The following is a 20,170-nucleotide window of genomic DNA, read 5'->3' on the forward strand; positions in this document are numbered from 1 at the left end:
TTAGATCATCTCTTCGCCGCCCTTCCCGCCGAGAACGATTTCTCCGGCTTCGGCCATACGGCGAGCAATGGTGAGGATTTCCTTCTGTGCGGTTTCCACGTCGCTGACGCGCACCGGGCCTTTGGCCTCGAGGTCGTCGCGCAACAGTTCGGCCGCCCGCTTGGACATGTTCTTGAAGATCTTTTCCTTGACGCCTTCGTCCGAGCCCTTGAGGGCCAGGACCAGCACGTCGGAAGACACTTCGCGCAGCAGCGCCTGAATACCGCGGTCGTCGACATCGGCCAGGTTGTTGAACACGAACATGAGGTCTTCGATCTGACCGGACAGGTCTTCGTCGACTTCGCGAATCGAATCCATCAGTTGACCTTCGATCGAGCTGTCGAGGAAGTTCATGATGTCGGCCGCGCGCTTGATGCCACCCAGGGTGGTGCGCGAAGCATTCGAGTTGCCGGAGAACTGCTTCTCGAGAATCTGGTTGAGTTCTTTCAGGGCCGCCGGCTGTACGGTGTTCAGCGAGGATACCCGCAGAATGATGTCCAGACGCACCTTGTGGTCAAAGTTGCCCAGGACCTCACCGGCCTGGTCCGGGTCGAGGTACGCCACCACGATCGCCTGGATCTGCGGGTGCTCGTAACGGATCACGTCGGCGACCGCGCGCGGCTCCATCCACTTCAGGCTGTCCAGGCCGCTGGTGTTGCCACCCAGCAGGATGCGATCGATCAGGCCGTTGGCCTTGTCTTCGCCCAGGGCCTGGGTCAGCATCTTGCGCACGTAGTCGTCGGAACCGACGCCCAGGCTGGTCTGGTCGCCGACGATGTCGACGAACTCGCTCATCACCTGCTCGACCTGTTCGCGATGCACGTTCCCCATCTGCGCCATGGCCACACCCACCCGCTGAACCTCTTTGGGGCCCATGTGGCGCAGCACTTGTGCGGCATCGGTAGACCCCAGGGACAGCAGCAGAATCGCGGCTTTGTCGACCCGGGTCAGTTTGGCGGCAACGGCTCGGTTATCACTCATCTGCGTTAATCCACTCTTTCACGACCTGGGCCACGCGACCCGGATCTTCTGCCACCAGACTCTTGATTGCGTTCAACTGTGCGTCATAGCCTTCGCTCGGGCTCGGCAACAGGATGCTGGTCGGCCCACCAAGGCTGACGCGATCGTTGGCCAGTTCGCCGTCCAGGCCGCCCATGCCGCCGAGTTCCACGTCACTGCCGATGCCGGCCAGTTGTTTGCCCTTGCCACCGCCGGTGATGTTGTTGAGCACCGGACGCAGTACACCGAACACCAGCACCAGGATGAACAGCACGCCCAGTACCTGTTTGACGATGTCCCAGAACCAGGGCTGGGAATAGAACGGAATGTCGGCAATCACTTCGCCGCGGTCGGCGGAGAACGGCATGTTGATCACGCTGACGCTGTCGCCACGGCTGGCGTCGAAGCCGACCGCGTCCTGCACCAGACGGGTGAAGCGTGCCAATTCGTCGGCGCTCCATGGCGCACGGGTGGTTTCGCCGTTGGCCGCGTTGACCTTGACCTGATCGTCCACCACCACCGACACCGACAGGCGATTCAAGCGACCCTGCTGCTGCTTGGTGTGGCTGATGGAACGGTCGAGCTCGAAGTTCTTGGTGGATTGTTGACGCTTGTCCGCCGGGTACGGCGCCAGCATCGGCTGGCCGGTGGCCGGGTCCATGATCTGCTGACCGTTGGCGTCCAGCAGCGGCTGGCCAGGCTGCACCATGCCAGCCTGCGCGGTCGCCCCGCCGGTAGTCTGTGGCGCGGAGGCCGGCGCTGGCGGCTGGTTGCTCAGGGCACCCGGCACGCCTTGCGGGCCATTGCTGGCGGTGCGCTGTTCGTTGACCGACTGCTCGCTGCGCAATGCCGGCTGGTCCGGATTGAACTGCTCGGAGGTCGATTCGACGGCACTGAAATCCACGTCGGCCGACACTTCGGCCTTGTAGCGATCGTTGCCCAATACCGGTTGCAGGATGTTGTGCACACGCTGGGTCAGCATGCTTTCCATGCGACGGCTGTAATCGAACTGCTTGCCAGCCATGGTCAGTTCAGAGTTTTCCGCCTGATCCGAGAGCAGGTTGCCCTTCTGGTCGACGACGGTGATCTGCGACTTGCTGAGTTCGGGAACGCTGGTCGCCACCAGGTTGACGATCGCCATCACCTGGCCCGGCTCCAGCGAGCGACCGGAATACAGTTCGACCAGCACCGAAGCGCTTGGCTTGCGCTCATCGCGCACGAACACCGAGCTTTTCGGGATAGCCAGGTGCACACGGGCACCCTTGACGTTGTTCAGGCTGGAAATGGTCCGCGCCAGCTCACCTTCCAGGCCACGACGATAACGGGTCGCCTCCATGAACTGGCTGGTGCCCAGACCCTGTTCCTTGTCGAGAATCTCGAAGCCGATGTTGCCGTCGCCTGTCGTGACGCCCGCCGCCGCGAGCTTGAGTCGCGCACGGGACAGGTCATCGGCCTTGACCAGCAAGGCACCGGAGTTCGGTTCGACGGTATAAGGGATATCGGCGGAGGCCAGGGTGTCCATGACCTGCTTGGCGTCCATACCGGCAAGACTGCCGTACAGAGGCCGGTAGTCCGGCTGTTGAGACCACAACACTACGGCGAAGCCAATCGCCACGCTCGCGGCCAGGCCGACCAACAGGCCTACCTGACGCAACATGGTCATCTCGGAGAGGTTTTCCAGGAAGGACAAGCCGAACAGCGGCGGTTTGCCGTCTATCGGGGAGGCCTTGGCCGGAACGTTATCGGCGACTGCTTCTGCCATGACTCAATCTCGTCCTTAAACCGGCATCTGCATGATGTCTTGGTAGGCTTGAACCAGCTTGTTGCGCACCTGGGTCAATGCCTGGAAAGACACACTGGCCTTTTGCGAGGCGACCATCACGTCCGTCAGGTCGACGCCACTCTTGCCGATCTCGAAAGCAGTGGCCAACTGGCTCGACGCCTGCTGGGTATCGTTCACTTTATTGACGGCCTGGCCGAGCATGTCGGAAAAACTGCTGCCACTCATTTCAGGCACGGCGGCCGTCGATTTCGGCGCAGACATGGCATCCATTTGCATGGCACGCATATCCAGCATCAATCGATTAAATTCAATACCTTGGCTCATGTTCTACTCTCAATGGCGGCACGCATTTTTTTGACACTCACTCAGCGATACGTAGGTGTTAGCAACAAGGGTGCCAGCTCGGTCGACATCACGCACAAAAGCCCCCCGCTCGCGAAGCTCGCCAACGAAAACGTCGGCCCTCTGAATGCCCGGGGCGTCTTCGCGCTCATCGCGAGCAGGCTCCCCCCTCAGACAGAGAGACACCAGGTCATCAGCTGGCGAACAGATACGCCTCGACATCCATCCCGGCATCACGCATTTGCGCCAGCTTGTAGCGCAAGGTGCGCGGGCTGATCCCCAAACGCTCAGCCGCCTCCTTGCGGCGCCCACGCTCAGCGCGCAGCGTGTCGATGATCATCTGGAATTCACGGCGACGCAGATCGTCCTCCAGCGCCCCGGCCGGCTCGGCCTCGATCTCCACCGCACGTACCGGCGATGGCGTCGCAGTCGGCAAGGGTGCACAGGCAACCGGCCCGGCGAGACAGAAGTCTTGCGGCTGGATCAACCCACCCTGCTGCAGGATCAATGCACGCTGGATTGCGTTATCCAGCTCGCGCACGTTACCTGGCCACGGATAGCCGATCAGGCAGGCCTGCGCCTCAGGCGACAGCCTGGCAGCAGCATGCTTCATTTTATTGACGTGTTTGACCAGCAGGCGCTCGGCCAGCGGCAGGATATCGGCGGTCCGCTCACGCAGCGGACGCCAGGCCAGCGGAAACACCGAAAGGCGATAGTAGAGGTCTTCGCGAAACCGCCCTGCCGCCACTTCACCGGCCAGGTCGCGGTTGGTGGTCGCGACCACGCGAATGTCCAGCGTGATCGGCTTGCGCGCCCCCACCCGCTCGACTTCGCGCTCCTGCAACACACGCAGCAACTTGGCTTGCAGCCCCAGGGGCATCTCGGAAATTTCGTCGAGCAGAATGGTCCCGCCGTCGGCCTGTTCGAACTTGCCGGCCTGGGCGGCGATGGCACCGGTGAACGAGCCTTTTTCATGGCCGAACAGCGTCGCCTCCAGCATGTTGTCGGGAATGGCGGCGCAGTTGATGGCGATGAAAGGTTGGCTGGCGCGATGCGAATGCTGATGAATGTAGCGCGCCAGGACTTCCTTGCCGGTCCCGGACTCGCCGGAAATCAACACCGTGGAGTCACTACGGGCCACTCGCCCGGCCAGCTCGAGCAATTGCGCGCTGGCCGGCTCAACCGCCACAGGCCCTTCGCTGTCGGCCGCGCCAAGACTGCCCAACGCGTGGCGAGCCACCAGGTCCAGCAGCGCCCGGGGCTCGAACGGCTTGACCAGGTAGTCCACCGCGCCCTGGCGCATGGCATCGACGGCACGCTCCACGGCGCCGTGAGCCGTCATCAGCAACACCGGCAACTGCGGCTGACGCGCCCGCAACAAACCGAGCAACTGATGTCCGTCCATGCCCGGCATATTGACGTCGCTGAGCACCAGGCTGAACGCTTCGCACCCCACCGCCTCCAATGCGTCCTCCGCCGAACCGACAGCCTTGTAGTCATGCCCCGCGAGCAGCAGCGTATCCGCCAGTGCCTCGCGCAGCGCGCGGTCATCCTCGACCAGTAATACCTTGATTGCCATGTCCTTCACTCCGCTCCGAGAGCGCTGAGCCTTTCACCGGGAAACAGGGGCAGAATCACCTGCGCACACGTGCCGCGACCGGGTCGCGAGCGCAAACGCAACTCTCCCTGATGAGCCCGTGCCACCGCCTTGACCACGGTCAGGCCGAGGCCGGTTCCGGTGGCCTTGGTGGTAAAAAAAGGTTCGCCAAGACGTGCCAGCACCTGGGTGTCGATACCGCTGCCGCTGTCGCTGACCGACACCCGCAGGTGCTTGTCACGGGTGTAGAGATGGACTTTCAGGCGAACGTCACCCGCACTGGCCTGGATGGCGTTCTCGATCAGGTTCAGGATCGCCCCGACCAGGGTGTCGCGATTGCACAGCAACTCCCCCGCATGGCTGTCGCACTGCCAACGAATCGGCAACCCCTGGACGTGGGTCGAGGCCGCCGACTGCAGGGACTGCATCAGCCCCTTCGGCGTGACACGATCGATCAGCGGCAATTCGCCGCGCGCGAACACGAGCATGTCGCGCACTTGATGTTCGAGCTCATGCAAACGCTCTTTCAGGCGTCCGGCAAAACGCTGTTGCGTGTCGACCGGCAACGCCTGCTCGGTCAAATGACTGGCATAGAGCAACGCAGCGGACAACGGCGTGCGGATCTGGTGGGCGAGCGAGGCAACCATGCGGCCGAGTGACGACAGGCGTTCGTGACGGGCCAGTTGATCTTGCAGATGGCGGGTTTCGGTCAGGTCGTTGAGCAACACCAGTTGACCGGGTTCGGCATCCAGCGAGCGGGTGGCAATCGACAGGCGTCGACCGTCCTTGAGGGACACTTCATGGCCGTCGTCTTCACGCGGCGCGAAGCAGCGGGCAATGACGTGACGCCACAGCTCGCCTTCGAGGGGCAGGCCAAGCAACTCACACGCTGCGGGATTGGCTTCGCGCACGATGCCGTGAGCGTCGATGACGATCACGCCACCAGGCAACAGGTCGAGGAGGTTTTGCAGGCGGTTGGCCAGACGCTCCTTTTCCGCCAGTTCCTGCATGCGCTGGGCACTGACCACCGCCAACTCGCCCTTGAGTTCGGTGACCCGGGCCTCCAGCAGGCTGTAGGAATCCGTCAACTGGCTGGACATCTGGCTGAACAGCGCGAATGCCTGCTCAAGGCCTTGCCGACTGGCCTGCTCTGCGGACGACGGGTGCCCCGAAGCGTCAGGGACAGGAGACATCTGGGCGGCTTGGGGCATCGTGCTCTCTCGCTTGGCTGACCGTCAGTGAAACGGAACGTTGCGAGGGACTTAGCAATACCCGTGCCTAAAAAAAACCGCCTACAAATGAAGGACTTGAAAAACAGGCGTCAATCATCCGCCTGTTCATCACCGTCACGACGGCTCATGCCGTACTTGCGCATCTTCTCCACCAGGGTGGTGCGACGGATCCGCAGACGTTCGGCGGCACGCGCCACGATGCCATTGGCGTCGTCAAGCGCCTGCTGGATCAGCCCTTGTTCGAGACCGCCCAGGTAGTCCTTCAGGTCCAGGCCTTCCGGCGGCAGCATGGCACTGGTGGTGAAATCCGGCGTGTGACCGTTGATGGCCACGCGCTCTTCCAGATCGCTGCGCAGGCTGTCGACCAGTTGCTCGTCTTCATCGTCGACGTAGCGGAATTTCTTCGGCAACTCGACCACACCGATCACCCCGTACGGATGCATGATCGCCATGCGTTCCACCAGGTTGGCGAGCTCGCGGACGTTGCCCGGCCAGCCGTGACGGCACAGCGACATGATCGCCGCCGAGTTGAAACGGATCGAGCCGCGCTTTTCGTGCTCCATGCGCGAGATCAGCTCGTTCATCAGCAACGGGATGTCTTCGACACGCTCACGCAGCGGCGCCATTTCGATCGGGAATACGTTCAGGCGGTAGTACAGGTCTTCGCGGAAGGTGCCGATCTCGATCATGCTTTCGAGATTCTTGTGGGTCGCCGCGATGATGCGCACATCGACGCTCTGGGTCTTGTTGCTGCCCACGCGCTCGAAGGTACGCTCCTGCAACACGCGCAACAACTTGACCTGCATCGGCAGCGGCATGTCGCCGATTTCATCGAGGAACAGCGTGCCGCCATTGGCCAGCTCGAAACGCCCGGCACGGCTGGTGATTGCCCCGGTGAAGGCGCCTTTCTCATGACCGAAAAGCTCGCTTTCCAGCAACTCGGCCGGGATCGCCCCGCAGTTGACCGGAACGAAGGGGGCGTCACGACGCTTGGAATGGTAATGCAGGTTGCGCGCAACCACTTCCTTGCCGGTCCCGGACTCGCCCAGGATCAGCACGCTGGCGTCGGTATCGGCGACTTGCTGCATCATCTGGCGGACGTGTTGAATCGCCCGGCTGGTGCCGACGAGGCTGCGGAAAAGATTGGGTTCACGGTGACGACCGCGCTCGCGCGCCTGGTCATACATCTCGCGATAGACCTGGGCACGGTGCAGGGAATCAAGCAATTTGCTGTAGCTGGGCGGCATTTCGAGGGTCGAAAGCACGCGGCGACGCTGGTCTTCCGGCAGGTCGATGGAAGAATTATCGCCCATCAGCAAAATCGGAAGGAACTCATCCCAGGTCGAGAGTGTCTTTAACAAGCCCGGAAGTGCACCAGGAGCATTGACCGTCCCGATGAGGACACAGATCACTTCACGACTTGATGACAAAGAGCCGACAGCCTGCTGCCAGTCATGGCTACCGCAGGGTAAATTTTCTTCGCCGAGAAAATTCAAAATCACCGCCAGGTCGCGGCGGCGGACGCTATCGTCATCGATCAGCAGAATTTTGGTTTCACGCCACATGCAATAGCAACTTCCCTAGTCAACTCAATGCCCAAGAATTCGGGGCAAGCTAGACGCTTGCAGACATCTTATGCCTGTAGACGCCTGAAATCTGCAACCAGCCACTAGTTAAGTCAAAAAACCGTGCACAGTCAAATTTATGGCGCACTCGCTTGGATTAACTGAGCTCAATTAACCAAACAGATGGTATACCTTTGCCGCGCTCTGCGCTTGGTGGATCTGCGACATCTCTTCGACGATCGCCTGCCTCTCCCCGGTAGCCGCCTCGAGAAGCTGCTTGTAGACCCCCAGCAACTCCTCAAGGTTATCGCGCAACACCGCTTCGTCCACCGAAGCCTCACTCAAGACGTCTTCCATGCAGGAACGGCAAGCCAGGTCCAACTCACCGATGGCTTCCCAGTTTCGCTGGGCCAGTGCATCCACCAGGCCTTCGCGGGTTTGTTCGATTCGCTGCAATACAAGACTCATGGGTGATCTCCTTAAAACTGCGGAGCCGGCGTTCCGATGGCATCCCAACCGTCCTTGACCGTGCGCAGCAGGTCAGCGACTTCGTCGAGAATCTTCGGGTCGGCCTTGGCGTTGGCCTCGGTCAGGCGCTTCATCATGTATTCGTACAGACCGGCCAGCTCGCCAACCGATTCCGATTGATTGTCCAGGTCCAGACCTTCGAGCAAACCACCGATGATGCCGATGGCCTTGCCGATCAGGATACCTCTGGCCGGAATATCCTTGCGCTCCATCGCACCTTTGGCCTGCGCGATACGATCCAGGCCGCCTTCCATCAGCATCTGCACCAGACGATGAGGACTGGCCTCGGAAGTTTGCGCCTGGGCGCCAATCTTCTGGTATTGGCGAAGGGCTAACATTGGATTCATGTTCTACCTCATCAAAAAGCTTTTGGTTCGTATAACCAGTGTATCGACGATGCGTCAAAAAACTTTAGCCGCCAAACACAAAAGCCCGGAGCGCTTGAAAACGCTGCCGGGCTTTTGGCGTTATGGGGCTATCAGCTGCTCTTCTGCTGGGCGGTCAGCGCCTCGAACATCGAAGTGATGTTGCTCGCCGTCGCCTTCAGCTTGCCGACCAGGGTATCCATGTCGTTGTACTTTTTGGTCAGTACAGCGGTCAGGGATTCAATCCGACGATCCAGCGCGAGCTGATCGTTGGCCAGTTTGGTCTTGGTCTTGTTCAGCTCGGTGGTACGCGTCTCGAGAATACCGCCCGTCACCGTGTAGGACGAGATGGCCTTGTCCATGCGGGACAGCAGGCCATTGTCACCGGAGAACAGCGTCTGCACTTCACCGCCAAGTTTTTTGTCATTCATGGCCGTACCGAACTTGACGGAGTCGAAGTTCAGCTCACCGGTTTTCTGATCGGTGGTTATCCCCAACTGCGAAAGCACGGTGAGCTTGTCGCCACTCCCGGTCTCGGTCAGCGGGCCACGCATCGCTGCAAGGATTGCACGCGGCATGGCGTCACCGGTCAGAGCTGCCGGAATGGTCGGCTTGCCGTCGTCATCAAGCGAAGGCTTGGTCAGCGTACCAATCGCCTTGACCACGGCGTTGTAGGAATCGACGAATTTCTGAATCGAAGCCTTCAGGCCATCAGTGTTCGTCGTTACCAGAACTTGCGAGCTGCCGGTGGATTGCAGCGTCATCGACAAACCGGACACCGTACCGTCCAGCTTGTTGGTGGGACTGCTGATCGACAGACCATCCAGCGTGAACTTGGCGTCGACCGCCAGCGCACCCACCGACCCTGCCGAGGCTTTCGTCGAGGTGGCCGGAATCACTTTCGTACCATCAACGTCGAGGCCGACACCGCTCAGGGAGATATCGGTGCCCTCGCCGGTGTTCGACGAACTCACCACCAAACGGGAGCCGAAGTTATCGGTCACCACGTTGGCGCTGAAGCCACTGAACTGATACTTGTCGTTCAGCGCTTTGGCAACGGACTCAAGGGTAGAGCCCGCAGGAACATCGAGGTTGTAGACCTTGGGGGTTCCGCCTTTCACGCCCTGAGAGATGGTCAGCGTGCCGGAAGCACCACCATTGACGACAGCCTTGGAACCGCCATCGAACGCCGCCGTGGCGATCTTCGAACCGGTTGCCAGTTGCGTCACATTGATCTTGTAGATACCCGCGACCGCCGAGTTGTTGGCCGTAGCGGTGAGTACCTTGGTATCGGACGAAGAGGCTGCAAAACCGGTGAATTGAGGTTCGGTGGTGTTACCGAGGGTCTTCATGGACGCCTGGAACGTGGCGAGCAGAGACTTCAAGGTGCCAATACCGGAGATCGACGCGGTGTTGGCGGTAGTGCCACGGTCGATCTGACCCTGTTTGGCCGCTTTGTCAGCGTTGACCAGCGCCTTGACGATGGCGCCGGTGTCGAGGCCAGAGCCTAAGCCCGTGCCTGGTAGAATTGGACTTGCCATGTAGATCTCCCTTCAGTGTCTCGCCGGTCTTTTGACCACTACAACGCCCAAAAGAACATAGCAACAAATTTCATGCCAGCTGTCAGACTTTCGCGCTGAACAGCAGACTGCTTGCGTCATTCAAGCTATTGGCCAGTTTCAGGACTTCTTCGTTGGGGATCTGGCGGATCACCTCACCGGAGTCACTGGCAATGACTTTGACGACCACTTTGCCTGAAGGCTCATCGATAGAGAACTCCAGGTTACGCTTGACCGACTGAACGAACTTTTCAATTTCCTGGACCGCCGTTTTCAGCTTGTCCTGTTCGCTTACAGCATTCTTGGGCTCATCCCTGACCCATGCCACTGGCGCAGCATCGACTTGAGGCTTTTCAGCGGCCGCGTCAGCAATAGGCGTCGCCGGCTTGGCCGCAGGATAAGACAAATTCAGCTTGACGCTCATATCCATGTCCATCACCTCACTTGATCGAAAAAGCGAGAGAGTGCGACAAGCGCACTCCCCCGCCAAAACTCATCAGCTATTACTGAAGCAGTTTCAGTACAGCGGATGGCAGTTGGTTGGCTTGAGCCAGAACTGCGGTGGAAGCCTGTTGCAGAGTTTGTTGCTTGGTCAGCTGTGCAGTTTCAGCAGCGAAGTCGGTATCTTGTACGCGACCCAGTGCAGCACTGGCGTTTTCGTTGATGTTCTGCAGGTTGGAGATGGTGCTGGTCAGACGGTTTTGTGCAGCACCGAGGTCGGCACGGCTGGAGTTGATGGTCTGCAGAGCCTTGTCGATTGCGCCGATGGCCTTGGAGAACGAAGCTTCGGCAGTCGTCGAGTTGTTACCAGTGATCTGCAGGGTAGCCGAGTCAACAGACAGGGTAGCAGCGTCGAAGCCGCTTGGCAGGCTCAGGGTGATCTGGTTGGACGAACCGGTGTTGGAACCGACCTGGAAGGTCATGGTGCCAGCTTTACCGTCCAGCAGGTTTTTGCCGTTCAGGTTGGTGGAGTTGGCGATACGAGTCAGCTCGTCCGACATTGCCGCGAATTCTTTGTTCAGGGCAACACGGTCATCAGTACCGTTCGAGTCGTTTCGAGCTTGAACAGCCAGTTCACGCATACGCTGCAGAATGTTGGTCGATTCCTGCATCGCGCCTTCAGCGGTCTGAGCGATCGAGATACCGTCGTTGGCGTTTTTGATTGCCATGGTCTGACCACGGATCTGCGAAGTCATACGAGTAGCGATTTGCAGGCCGGCGGCGTCGTCTTTGGCGCTGTTGATTTTCAGGCCGGAAGACAGGCGAGTCATCGAAGTCGACAGAGCGTCGGAAGCACGGTTCAGGTTTTTCTGAACGTTCAACGACGTGACGTTGGTGTTTACTGTTAAAGCCATGACGAATTCCTCGTTGGTTGGGTACTGCGGCTTCCGGCCCTGGCAACCGCCGGGTATGGCCTAGAGAACCTTCGTAATAGTTATCGTCGGGATCGCAACTTGCTTTAGGGGATTTTCAAAAATATTTGCCATCAGGGTGCCACCCCCCACAAATCAAAGGCTTGGCGGCATTCAGGCAGCGAAAAAATGGCGCCAGGGAAATGTCCGCGCGGGTTGACGGCACGGACCGACACGAAAATTGCTTAAATGGACAGACCGTCAGTCAGCACCTGAACCAGCTCGTATTCCAGATAGTCGGCCAGGGCCAGCCAGTTCTGTGATTCCTGGCATTCGAGCATCGGTCCCAGCACGACCACCCACTGTTGCTGCACGGCGGGCGCTGCCTGATCGATCACTGACTGCAGCGCACCGAGCAGTTCAGTCATCGCGATCCCGGCCTCAACGTCCCGCCCAAGGCGAAACAGCGCCGCGCATTGCTGCGCATCGACAATGAAGTATTCACCTTTACTCATGACGCCAGCTCCGGATGAAACGTGGTACCTGCAATCATCGCCCCTGCCCGGCTGCTGTTGTAGAAACGCACCTCGGGATGGGCCGAGATGTAGCGTTCCAGCTCACACAGGTAGCTGCGAAAATTGAGCTGGGTCTTGATCCGCTGGCCCTGCCCGTCTAGCACCCAGTGCCTGGCGGCGCCTAACTGCGGCCCCAGATCGCCATCACTCCAACCGGCGTGCGTCTTGTCACCCGGGAACGCGAAGTCGGCACCGAACAGGGTGACCTGCGTCGCCCCCATTTTTACCGCGAGGTCGACCGCCGGATGAATCACGCTCCCCCCCCCATGCAATAGCCCCTTGGGCCATTGCGTGCGCATCTGCTGATAGACGGGACTGCTGGAATAACCCGTAAAGCGTGGCCCCTGCCAGGCGCCGATCACCAATGGATCGCCCATGGGCATGTACACCAGGGCAATCGCGGACGTGCCTTCGGCCGGCAGGTGACGGAACGAAATCCGCTGGTCGATGCTGACCACCACATCCGGGCGAATGCCATGGTTGAGCAACGGCCGATAAGCGGTGTCGACACAGATGAACAGCGGTCGCACCGCCTGTTCGCGTATCGTGCGCAAGCGCTCCAGGTGCGACTCGAGGCTCGGTCCCGTGGCGATGATGAACACCTCCTGGTCGGGACGGGATCCGAACAGCTCGGCCACATCGCCATCGGCCTGGACCAGGGCCGCACTGGCCTGCAAACGCTGGACGACTTCCGCTGACTGGGGGTCGAATTCACGGTTATTGAACGCCAGGTGAGTTTCGCTGATCAGCCGGTCACGAATCTTGGCGTTGAAGTCATCGGCCAGGACCAGCTCGGATGGCAAGGCAAAAAACGGCAGCCGGATTTCCGCCAGGTCGCCGGCATACACCAATTCCACCCGTGGGTCTTCCAGCCACTGCCGCTGATCAAGCAGTTGCAGCACCAACGCAAACACCGCACCGTTGAGGATGTGCACGTACAGGCGCCGAAGCTCGGCCCGCTCCAGCAATTGCACCTGCAAATCGCCCAACCCGGTGCCGTAGACATGCAGCTCGGAGCTATCGGGCGGCAGGCTGTCGGCCTGAAGCCGGGCCTCGCGCAGGCGGTCATGGCGACTGGTCAGCTGGATACCGTTGATGCTTAGCGTCGAGCCGAGGCCCTCCACCAGATCAGCCTGCAGCAGGCTTGAGTCTTCCCCCTGCAAACGGCTGATCAGCGCAGGCCAGCGATACCGTATGACGTCAGCGTTGTGCTCAAACAACTCGCTCATGAAGCCTCGCTTTCATTCGGGCAAAAAAATAGCGTTCAAGGTTACACCTTGAACGCTGCTTTTGTGCCCGGCCTTCAGAGATTCAAGGACGGTAGATGATCGCCGACCCCCAGGACAAGCCCACCCCGAAACCACTCAGGGCCACGCGCTTCCAGCTGGAATCCAAGACATGTTTTTCCAGCAGCAGCGGAATGCTCGACGACACGGTATTGCCGGTTTCGACCATGTCCTTGATGAACTTCTCGGGTTCGCCTTCGAAGCGACGGGCTACGGCATCGACAATCGCCGCACTGCCCTGGTGGATGCAGAACGCATCGACGTCATCCGCCGTCAGTTGCGAGTCGGCCAGCAGTTCATGCAAATGGGCCGGAACCTTGAGCAGAGCGAAGTTGAACACCTGACGACCGTTCATGAAGAACACGCCGTTGGACACCTTCAAATGCGGCGCACCGGAACCGTCGGTGCCGAACTTGGACTTGCCCAGCTGCCAGGGGGCGTTTTCGCCCATCCAGGTCGCGGTGGCCGCGTCGCCGAACAGCATGGTGGTGTTGCGGTCTTCCGGATCGACGATCTTGGAGTAGGGATCCGCGGTGATCAGCAGGCCATTCTTCAGGCCCGCGGCTTCCATGAAGCCCTTGATCGCGTAGATGCCATATACGTAACCGGAGCATCCCAGGGAGATATCGAACGCGGCGACGTTGGTCGACAGTCCCAGCTTGTCCTGGACGATGGCGGCAGTGTGCGGCAAGCCTTCTTCGTCACCGTTCTGGGTGACAACGATCAGTACATCGACGGCTTCACGCTTCAAGTCAGGGTTGTTGGCGAACAGCGCGTTGGCTGCTTCGACGCACAGGTCCGAAGTTTCCTGGCCGGCGTCTTTGCGCGGCAGGAAGGCCGAACCGATCTTGCCCAGGATGAATTCTTCATCCTTCTCGAATTTTGCACCTTGTGCGTAGTTGTCCACGCCGGCTACAGGAACGTAGCTCGCAATGCTTTTTATGCCAATCATTACGGCTTCCCAATAATAAACAGCCCAATACCACCGCTCGTCATGATTCGAGGGGCGCCGACAAACAGAGAAAAACGTCGTCCATGGAGACAACGACGGGAAGAATAAAGGGCTATCACTGGGCCAGAAACCGGCCAGGCGCCATCTTCCCGATCAATACAATACAGTGAAGATGCGCGTTATGACTCGCAGGTCACGCTATTTTGCCGATTCAGACCGACAAGTTGTTGCGTGGCCGCTGAAAATTGGCGGACAACACTTCGGGCAGCGAATCAAGATCAGCAATGGATATCTGCGCGTCGTAGCCGGGCAACGCCACCACGTGGCGATGCCCACCGGTGCGCACCCGGACGGTCAGGACGCCGAGTCCGTTGAGGCTCACGAAGTCCTTGGCGGGGTTGTCACCGACGTAAACCATGTCGGTCCAGCGACAGCGTTCTGCCTGACGAATGCGCTCGAAACAATGGATGGAAGGTTTAGCGTGGCGGACGCCAAAACGATGGGTGATCAGCACCCGCTGGAAGTCAGGAAGCAGGCCCAACGCATCGACTTTGTTTTTCTGCACGATCTTGTGCCCGTCGGTGACGAGATAGAGCGGCGCCTGGCCACGGTAACGGTCGATCACGCCCCGGGCAGCCGGGAACAATTCGAGATTTGGCCGATGATGCCGGTAAACCTTCACACACTGGGCGACCCGTGCGCCCGACAACCGTCCATGTGAATCAAGCCAGCGGTCAAAAACCCGCCCTCGCCCCTCGTTCTCAAGTACGTTCAGCATGAACGCCAGCGATTCCCCGGCGTTCCATCCATGGGCATCTTCGCCGTGACGGGCGACGGCGCCGAGCCCGCTTGTGACAAAGCTGCGCTCGTCATAGAGCGTATCGTCGAGGTCAAAAATCAGAATCATGCAGCACCAGGTCAGCGGGCAGGCGAATCTGTCTGATTTCACCTGAAACCCGCTTGAAAACAGGAGGCTGGCCCTCGCCGAAAGCCTCGATCAGGCTCCAGTGAAGGCTGTCGAGCCCGGCAGCGATGGCGGTCGTGGAAGCCCCACCAAAACGAGGATTGCATTCAATGATGCGCAGCGTGTCGTCAATGACGATGGCCTGCATCACTACCGGCCCGCGCAATTCCAGCTTTTGAAGCGCGCGAATGGCTTCACGCTCAAGCCCTTCGCTGCGCAAGGTGGTTGTGATCTGCGACTCCCCGCCGACAACTCGGTCGCGCCGGCGCAAAACCACACCTGCGACCTTGCCGCTGCGATCAACCCAACCGTCGATACTGATTTCCGGCCCTGGCACAAAAACCTGGTAGATCGGCGCTTCCAGGGTTTTCCCGTGAACAAGCGCTGCATCGGCCGGCAAATCGAGCCCGATGGCCTGGGAGCCGGCTCCGTAGCGCTCTTTCACCACATAAGGCCCGACACCAAGGGCATCAGGTGTCATCGCGACCTCAATGACCGCAAGCCCCGCCTCCTTGCCGAAGCGGGCGAATTCGAGCTTATCAAGGCATCGCTCGACAGCCTTGGGCGTCGAGACAACGACCGAGACCCCCGCCTCCCGCAGTGCTGCCGCATGCCGGGCCCAAAACAATAACTCACCATCACGGGTTGGAAGAACCACGGCTATCTGGCGCTCCTGGAGCCCCTCGATCAGCGCGGGCAGCTCTGCGTCGGTCGTCCGCGGCATATGCCAAAAGCCGTCAGCCACATACTGAGCCGGCGCCTCTGGATCCAGATCACCGGCAATCACGAGGGCATCAGGGTGTATCCGCTTGAGCGCATCTTTCATGGCTCGCACCAGTGGTGCCTTGCGCGAAGCGGACGTGACAAGCACATTGCACGCCGCACGCGCGGGCTGAATCGGAAGTTCGTTCACCGCGTACTTTTCCAGTCGGAGGCCAGCAAACCATGGGCAAAGGAATCTGTGGGCGTGCCGTCAATCAGCACGTGCTCACGCAACCGACCTTCGCACTGAAAACCCGAGGCTTCCAATGCCGCGATATGGCGCAGGCGATGCGCGAACGTTTCGGTGCAGAGGCGTCGCAGCCCGAGATGCTCGAAGGCCAGTTGCTTCATCAGGTTCAGAAACCGTGAGAAAAACTCGATGAGCACATCAGATTGTCTTTCGCGATCCGGTGTGAGCAAGAATGAGACCTCAGCCCTGCGATTGGGCCAGGAAATATGCACCAGCCCTCCATAACCGATCAAAACCCCGGCACTTTCCAGTGCGAGCAGAATCTGCACCGGCTCCTGGCTCGCGACGTGTGGCCAGACATGATCAGCGAAATAGCGCGTCTGCTGTTCAGGCGATATTGGCGCGGTCTGGCGCAGTACATCCATCTGCGCATTGCGCCACTGCCTGATTGCCTCGATATCGGCCGGCTGCACCGCCCGCACATCAAGCATTCCGTCCGACAGGCGCGGATAAGGCATCACCCTGTATCGCACCGCTTGCGCACTCATTCGACCACCAGGTAAGAGGTCAGCGGGTTGGAAGGATCACGGCGTATGGCGTAACGGGAAAGCCCCAGCACCTCGCGTACGGCGATGGTTTCCCCGGGGAATTGCGGGGTATTGAGTTCATCGAATGCCAGGATGCTGCCCTTCGTCAGATACGGCATGATCGCTTCAAGGCAGTCACGGGTCGGCTTGTAGATATCAAAATCGAAATAGGCCAGCGCCACGACGGTTTCGGGATGACACTCCAGATAATCAGGCAGGGTCAAGGTGGCATCGCCCTTTATCAGCTCGTGCTTCTTCTTGTGCGGGATAGGCGCATTTTGTGTATGGAAATCGAGAATACCCTCGAGCTCCTCCTCCCAGTTTTCGACCACCCCGTAGTCACCCGCCTGCACGCCGTCGCCATCCTGGGACGCAACGGAAGGAAAACCGTCAAACGTATCGAAGCCGATTATCTTGCGGTTGTAATTGAAGGGCTCGTGTATTCCCCTCAATGTCGAGAACAACGCCATGTTCTGCCCCCAACGCACGCCAAACTCCATAATGACCCCATGGACCGGCACGATCATCTGGTAGAGCTTCTGCATGAAATTGATTCGGGACAGGGTTTGTCGGGTGAGGTACAGGCCGAGGTTGTCCAGCAGCTCGCGGTCGGGAATTCGTGACGTGCGTAGCCGATCGACCAGCAACTGTTTGCGTTCAGTCTCGGACTGCGTCGAGCCAACGAGTGTTCGAATGGTTTTGTCTGTCATTGGGTGACTTCTCAGGGCTTCGGTCTAAGGAACGCGGTCAGGTTGCGACCGAACCCTACATCAGCGAGTGCTGCATAGAATCGGTTAGAGGCCTCGATGCCGGCCTGACCGATCAACCGCTCGAGGGTAAGACGGGCCCGATGCGCTGCGGGCCCCCGGGAACGGTCGGCGACGTAGTTCGATCCTTCATGGGCAAGAAAAAGGTCGATTGGAAAATCCCCCAGAATCGCCAGGCAATCCCACCGGGTAGCCTCGGCTATCTGGCGCAGGCTATCGGCGTTGAAATACGACAGGTGATCGGGCATCGCGATCCAGAACCGATCGGTTATCACGCCACTGGCGTAAAGCTGCTCATGATAGGCCGTGCCATCATTCGGCACCGTCACCACCAGCAGACCGCCGGGGGCCACCAACTGGCGCAGTGAGTGCAGCAGGCCTACCGGATCCAGGACATGTTCGAGGACGTTGCCCAACCAGACCAGATCGAATTGCTTTTCAGAGGCGATACGGGCTTCAAGCAGTTTGAAGACATCACCTTGCTCGACATGGTCGATGTAATCCGGATTGACCTGTTGCACGCCAGCACGACTGTAGTCGATGCCTTGAACCTGCCACCCGATCCGCTCGAAAAACCTGAGCACGAACCCTTCGCCACACCCCACATCGAGGAGGCTGCCGGGCTGGTCATTGCTCAGGAGCATCCGGGCTTGAGCGGCCTTTTGCGCGATCCGCAGCTCAATGACCTCGAGCTCTTCTGGCGAGTAGGATTTCCGAAAACTGCTGCTGGCTTCGTTCTGATAATAGGCCTGCTCGTAATATTCACTCAGCGCCTGCGGGGTGGGACGATCAACCGCCTCTAGGAAACCGAAGGAATGTCGGCGTAAGCGCGCGTCGTTCATCCCAGCATCCTTTCGTGTTTCAGCTCGGCCAGCGCCCAGTCCTCTTCAGTGTCGATATCCTGCACCCGTATGGAAGACACGACCCTCGAGCCGGTGCGCTCGCCCATCAACACGCGATCGCGCAGAAAAGCGTTCGTGCGGAACCAGTACCACTGGCCAGCATCGTGATAAGCGACCGGAAGGTCCTGGGACCTGGCGTTGAGGTTTTCAGGGAAATTCAGGTCAACGCGACCATCGCTATCACGCTGAAGCGAACGCCAGATCGGATAGGAAAACGCAGCAACGGGCATGATGACGTCAAACCCACTGCCCAGAAGTTGCTCGCATCCCTCGACAAGGTCTTCAGGCAAAACGAAAGGCGCCGTCGGATAGAGGCAGCAGGCGAGATCGAAATGCACACCCGTCTGCGCGTACTGATCCAACACTTCAAGGAGCACCTGCGACGTTGTCGCGTAATCATCGGCGGCAGCGCTCGAGCGAAGAAATGGCACTTCGGCGCCCAGGCCGCGCGCCACTTCAGCAATCTCCGGATCATCGGTGCTGACCATCACGGTGTCGAATTTGCCGCAAGCAAGGGCAGCCTCGATGGACCAGGCCAACATCGGCCGGCCACGGAACAGGCGGATGTTCTTGCGTGGGATTCGCTTGCTGCCACCTCGGGCAGGAATAATCGCGACGGCGGTCGGTGTGCCGGTCATGGATCAATACCTCCTTCGACCATCGAGGCCTCGAGTGGCTCGCCAAAGGCAAGGTCGCGCACCGCCCGACGCCCAAGCACCACGTCAAGAAACTTGGGTTTGAGCCCATTCCCCGGCCGGATCGAACGCACATTCATCTTTGTAAACGCCTCGCCTTTGGCCACGGGTGCCACGACATAAAGCGAACGACGATTTTTCAGGACAATTTCTTCTGATCGCGTGGGCTCGAATGCCGGTGCGCCGATCGCTACATGAGCAATGCGCGCCGTCGTCACCAGCGTCGCCAGTTCGGCAGGCTCCAGCGAGAAAGCGCTATCGACCCCACCCTCTGCACGAGACAGGGTGAAGTGTTTTTCAATGAAGCAGGCCCCCACCCCTACCGCGATGGCAGACACCACGGTACCGAGCGTATGGTCGGAGAGCCCGACCACGACGTCGAAACGCTCGGCGATCTGCGCAATGGTTGCCAGATTCGCCTCCTCTGGCGGCGCAGGGTAAGCGGCCGTGCAGTGAAGCACCACGATGTCTGTCGCCCCGGCGCCACGCGCCGCCTCGACCGCCTCAGCGATTTCCTCGAGTGTCGCCATGCCCGTGGACATCACGATGGGCTTGCCGGTACGAGCCACCTTGCGAATGAGCGGCAGGTCTATCAGTTCAGGCGATGCGATCTTGTAGGCGGGCGCCCCCAGCGACTCGAGAAAATCCACCGCACTCTCGTCAAAGGGTGATGAGAACACCGTGATGCCGATCTTGCGGCCGTGCTCGAAGATCGCTTCGTGCCACTCCCACGGGGTGTGCGCTTCTTCATAGAGTTCGTAGAGGCGACGACCATCCCAAAGGCCTCCACGCACCAGGAACTCTGGGCCCGTGTGATCGATGGTAATGGTGTCGGCACGGTACGTCTGAAGCTTCACCGCATCGGCGCCCGCCATCTTGGCGGCTTCAATGATTCGAAACGTGCGGTTGATGTCACCATTGTGATTGCCGGACATCTCCGCAACGATGTAGGGAGGCTCGGTCGGACCGATGCGACGCCCGGCGATGCTCAGGGTCGGTTGCCGGGCGCTATCCGCCACTGTTCCCCGTGTTCCGTTCTTGCCTTTCACAATGCCCCCATAGCGCTGGCTCATCAAAAAATGGTCAGGACCCACGGCCCTGGACCGCGGTCCGAAATGATTGCAACCGT

21 protein-coding genes are annotated in these 20,170 nt (G+C 59.8%); all 21 read right to left on the reverse strand.

Features of this window, described 5'->3' with window-relative positions; genetic code table 11:
* Positions 1 to 1,020, reverse strand: a complete 1,020-nt coding sequence (gene fliG, locus IB249_RS03605; RefSeq protein ID WP_192302130.1) for a flagellar motor switch protein FliG — start codon at positions 1,018 to 1,020, stop codon at positions 1 to 3.
* Entirely contained in the window at positions 1,013 to 2,800 is a 1,788-nt protein-coding gene (gene fliF, locus IB249_RS03610) for a flagellar basal-body MS-ring/collar protein FliF (RefSeq protein WP_192302131.1), read from the reverse strand. The genes fliG and fliF overlap by 8 nt, the downstream gene beginning before the upstream one ends.
* 15 nt (positions 2,801 to 2,815) lie before the next feature.
* Positions 2,816 to 3,145 carry a flagellar hook-basal body complex protein FliE gene (fliE, locus tag IB249_RS03615; protein ID WP_192302132.1) on the reverse strand — a complete coding sequence of 110 codons (330 nt, stop codon included), beginning with the start codon at positions 3,143 to 3,145 and terminating at the stop codon, positions 2,816 to 2,818.
* Positions 3,146 to 3,356: 211 nt separating this feature from the next.
* Positions 3,357 to 4,742, reverse strand: coding sequence for a sigma-54-dependent transcriptional regulator (locus IB249_RS03620; RefSeq protein ID WP_192302133.1), 1,386 nt, complete (start codon positions 4,740 to 4,742; stop codon positions 3,357 to 3,359).
* 5 nt (positions 4,743 to 4,747) lie between these two features.
* Positions 4,748 to 5,953 carry a sensor histidine kinase gene (locus IB249_RS03625; protein ID WP_192302134.1) on the reverse strand — a complete coding sequence of 402 codons (1,206 nt, stop codon included), beginning with the start codon at positions 5,951 to 5,953 and terminating at the stop codon, positions 4,748 to 4,750.
* A 128-nt stretch (positions 5,954 to 6,081) separates the two neighbouring features.
* Entirely contained in the window at positions 6,082 to 7,557 is a 1,476-nt protein-coding gene (locus IB249_RS03630; protein ID WP_192302135.1) for a sigma-54 dependent transcriptional regulator, read from the reverse strand.
* A 171-nt stretch (positions 7,558 to 7,728) separates the two neighbouring features.
* Positions 7,729 to 8,025, reverse strand: a complete 297-nt coding sequence (locus IB249_RS03635) for a flagellar protein FliT (protein WP_192302136.1) — start codon at positions 8,023 to 8,025, stop codon at positions 7,729 to 7,731.
* A gap of 11 nt (positions 8,026 to 8,036) precedes the next feature.
* Complete coding sequence (fliS, locus tag IB249_RS03640) at positions 8,037 to 8,432, reverse strand: flagellar export chaperone FliS (RefSeq protein WP_192302137.1); 396 nt, start codon at positions 8,430 to 8,432, stop codon at positions 8,037 to 8,039.
* 131 nt (positions 8,433 to 8,563) lie between these two features.
* On the reverse strand, positions 8,564 to 9,991 hold the full coding sequence (gene fliD, locus IB249_RS03645) for a flagellar filament capping protein FliD (protein ID WP_192302138.1): 1,428 nt from the start codon (positions 9,989 to 9,991) through the stop codon (positions 8,564 to 8,566).
* 82 nt (positions 9,992 to 10,073) lie between these two features.
* Entirely contained in the window at positions 10,074 to 10,439 is a 366-nt protein-coding gene (locus tag IB249_RS03650; protein WP_192302139.1) for a flagellar protein FlaG, read from the reverse strand.
* 73 nt (positions 10,440 to 10,512) lie between these two features.
* Positions 10,513 to 11,364, reverse strand: coding sequence for a flagellin domain-containing protein (locus tag IB249_RS03655; protein ID WP_192302140.1), 852 nt, complete (start codon positions 11,362 to 11,364; stop codon positions 10,513 to 10,515).
* 242 nt (positions 11,365 to 11,606) lie between these two features.
* Entirely contained in the window at positions 11,607 to 11,876 is a 270-nt protein-coding gene (locus IB249_RS03660) for a hypothetical protein (protein ID WP_192302141.1), read from the reverse strand.
* On the reverse strand, positions 11,873 to 13,165 hold the full coding sequence (locus IB249_RS03665; protein ID WP_192302142.1) for a motility associated factor glycosyltransferase family protein: 1,293 nt from the start codon (positions 13,163 to 13,165) through the stop codon (positions 11,873 to 11,875). Before IB249_RS03665 ends, IB249_RS03660 begins: the two co-directional genes overlap by 4 nt.
* Positions 13,166 to 13,247: 82 nt before the next feature.
* Entirely contained in the window at positions 13,248 to 14,174 is a 927-nt protein-coding gene (locus tag IB249_RS03670; protein ID WP_192302143.1) for a ketoacyl-ACP synthase III, read from the reverse strand.
* A 211-nt stretch (positions 14,175 to 14,385) separates the two neighbouring features.
* Positions 14,386 to 15,081 carry an HAD family hydrolase gene (locus tag IB249_RS03675; RefSeq protein ID WP_192302144.1) on the reverse strand — a complete coding sequence of 232 codons (696 nt, stop codon included), beginning with the start codon at positions 15,079 to 15,081 and terminating at the stop codon, positions 14,386 to 14,388.
* Positions 15,065 to 16,051, reverse strand: a complete 987-nt coding sequence (locus tag IB249_RS03680; protein WP_412547984.1) for an ATP-grasp domain-containing protein — start codon at positions 16,049 to 16,051, stop codon at positions 15,065 to 15,067. Before IB249_RS03680 ends, IB249_RS03675 begins: the two co-directional genes overlap by 17 nt.
* Complete coding sequence (locus tag IB249_RS03685; RefSeq protein ID WP_192302146.1) at positions 16,048 to 16,638, reverse strand: GNAT family N-acetyltransferase; 591 nt, start codon at positions 16,636 to 16,638, stop codon at positions 16,048 to 16,050. Before IB249_RS03685 ends, IB249_RS03680 begins: the two co-directional genes overlap by 4 nt.
* A complete protein-coding gene (locus IB249_RS03690) occupies positions 16,635 to 17,387 on the reverse strand; it encodes a crotonobetainyl-CoA--carnitine CoA-transferase (RefSeq protein WP_192302147.1) in 753 nt (250 codons plus the stop codon). Before IB249_RS03690 ends, IB249_RS03685 begins: the two co-directional genes overlap by 4 nt.
* Positions 17,388 to 17,398: 11 nt before the next feature.
* Entirely contained in the window at positions 17,399 to 18,286 is an 888-nt protein-coding gene (locus tag IB249_RS03695; protein ID WP_192302148.1) for a class I SAM-dependent methyltransferase, read from the reverse strand.
* A complete protein-coding gene (gene pseF / locus IB249_RS03700; RefSeq protein WP_192302149.1) occupies positions 18,283 to 18,984 on the reverse strand; it encodes a pseudaminic acid cytidylyltransferase in 702 nt (233 codons plus the stop codon). The genes IB249_RS03695 and pseF overlap by 4 nt, the downstream gene beginning before the upstream one ends.
* The gene (pseI, locus tag IB249_RS03705) at positions 18,981 to 20,114 is read right to left on the reverse strand and encodes a pseudaminic acid synthase (RefSeq protein WP_192302150.1); all 1,134 of its coding nucleotides are present in this window, start codon (positions 20,112 to 20,114) and stop codon (positions 18,981 to 18,983) included. Before pseI ends, pseF begins: the two co-directional genes overlap by 4 nt.
* Positions 20,115 to 20,170 lie beyond the last annotated feature (56 nt).

Source organism: Pseudomonas sp. PDM04 (assembly GCF_014851765.1).
Lineage (GTDB): Bacteria > Pseudomonadota > Gammaproteobacteria > Pseudomonadales > Pseudomonadaceae > Aquipseudomonas.

What these genes read in the sequence shown, in the direction of transcription:
- fliF (WP_192302131.1), bottom strand. Translation starts at nt 2,800, where the DNA reads ATGGCAGAAGCAGTCGCCGATAACGTTCCGGCCAAGGCCTCCCCGATA.
- fliS (WP_192302137.1), bottom strand. Translation starts at nt 8,432, where the DNA reads ATGAATCCAATGTTAGCCCTTCGCCAATACCAGAAGATTGGCGCCCAG.
- IB249_RS03670 (WP_192302143.1), bottom strand. Translation starts at nt 14,174, where the DNA reads ATGATTGGCATAAAAAGCATTGCGAGCTACGTTCCTGTAGCCGGCGTG.
- IB249_RS03665 (WP_192302142.1), bottom strand. Translation starts at nt 13,165, where the DNA reads ATGAGCGAGTTGTTTGAGCACAACGCTGACGTCATACGGTATCGCTGG.
- pseF (WP_192302149.1), bottom strand. Translation starts at nt 18,984, where the DNA reads ATGACCGGCACACCGACCGCCGTCGCGATTATTCCTGCCCGAGGTGGC.
- fliE (WP_192302132.1), bottom strand. Translation starts at nt 3,145, where the DNA reads ATGAGCCAAGGTATTGAATTTAATCGATTGATGCTGGATATGCGTGCC.
- IB249_RS03625 (WP_192302134.1), bottom strand. Translation starts at nt 5,953, where the DNA reads ATGTCTCCTGTCCCTGACGCTTCGGGGCACCCGTCGTCCGCAGAGCAG.
- IB249_RS03690 (WP_192302147.1), bottom strand. Translation starts at nt 17,387, where the DNA reads ATGACAGACAAAACCATTCGAACACTCGTTGGCTCGACGCAGTCCGAG.
- fliD (WP_192302138.1), bottom strand. Translation starts at nt 9,991, where the DNA reads ATGGCAAGTCCAATTCTACCAGGCACGGGCTTAGGCTCTGGCCTCGAC.
- IB249_RS03620 (WP_192302133.1), bottom strand. Translation starts at nt 4,742, where the DNA reads ATGGCAATCAAGGTATTACTGGTCGAGGATGACCGCGCGCTGCGCGAG.
- IB249_RS03660 (WP_192302141.1), bottom strand. Translation starts at nt 11,876, where the DNA reads ATGAGTAAAGGTGAATACTTCATTGTCGATGCGCAGCAATGCGCGGCG.
- IB249_RS03655 (WP_192302140.1), bottom strand. Translation starts at nt 11,364, where the DNA reads ATGGCTTTAACAGTAAACACCAACGTCACGTCGTTGAACGTTCAGAAA.
- IB249_RS03630 (WP_192302135.1), bottom strand. Translation starts at nt 7,557, where the DNA reads ATGTGGCGTGAAACCAAAATTCTGCTGATCGATGACGATAGCGTCCGC.
- IB249_RS03675 (WP_192302144.1), bottom strand. Translation starts at nt 15,081, where the DNA reads ATGATTCTGATTTTTGACCTCGACGATACGCTCTATGACGAGCGCAGC.
- fliG (WP_192302130.1), bottom strand. Translation starts at nt 1,020, where the DNA reads ATGAGTGATAACCGAGCCGTTGCCGCCAAACTGACCCGGGTCGACAAA.
- IB249_RS03635 (WP_192302136.1), bottom strand. Translation starts at nt 8,025, where the DNA reads ATGAGTCTTGTATTGCAGCGAATCGAACAAACCCGCGAAGGCCTGGTG.
- IB249_RS03650 (WP_192302139.1), bottom strand. Translation starts at nt 10,439, where the DNA reads ATGGATATGAGCGTCAAGCTGAATTTGTCTTATCCTGCGGCCAAGCCG.
- IB249_RS03695 (WP_192302148.1), bottom strand. Translation starts at nt 18,286, where the DNA reads ATGAACGACGCGCGCTTACGCCGACATTCCTTCGGTTTCCTAGAGGCG.
- pseI (WP_192302150.1), bottom strand. Translation starts at nt 20,114, where the DNA reads ATGAGCCAGCGCTATGGGGGCATTGTGAAAGGCAAGAACGGAACACGG.
- IB249_RS03685 (WP_192302146.1), bottom strand. Translation starts at nt 16,638, where the DNA reads ATGAGTGCGCAAGCGGTGCGATACAGGGTGATGCCTTATCCGCGCCTG.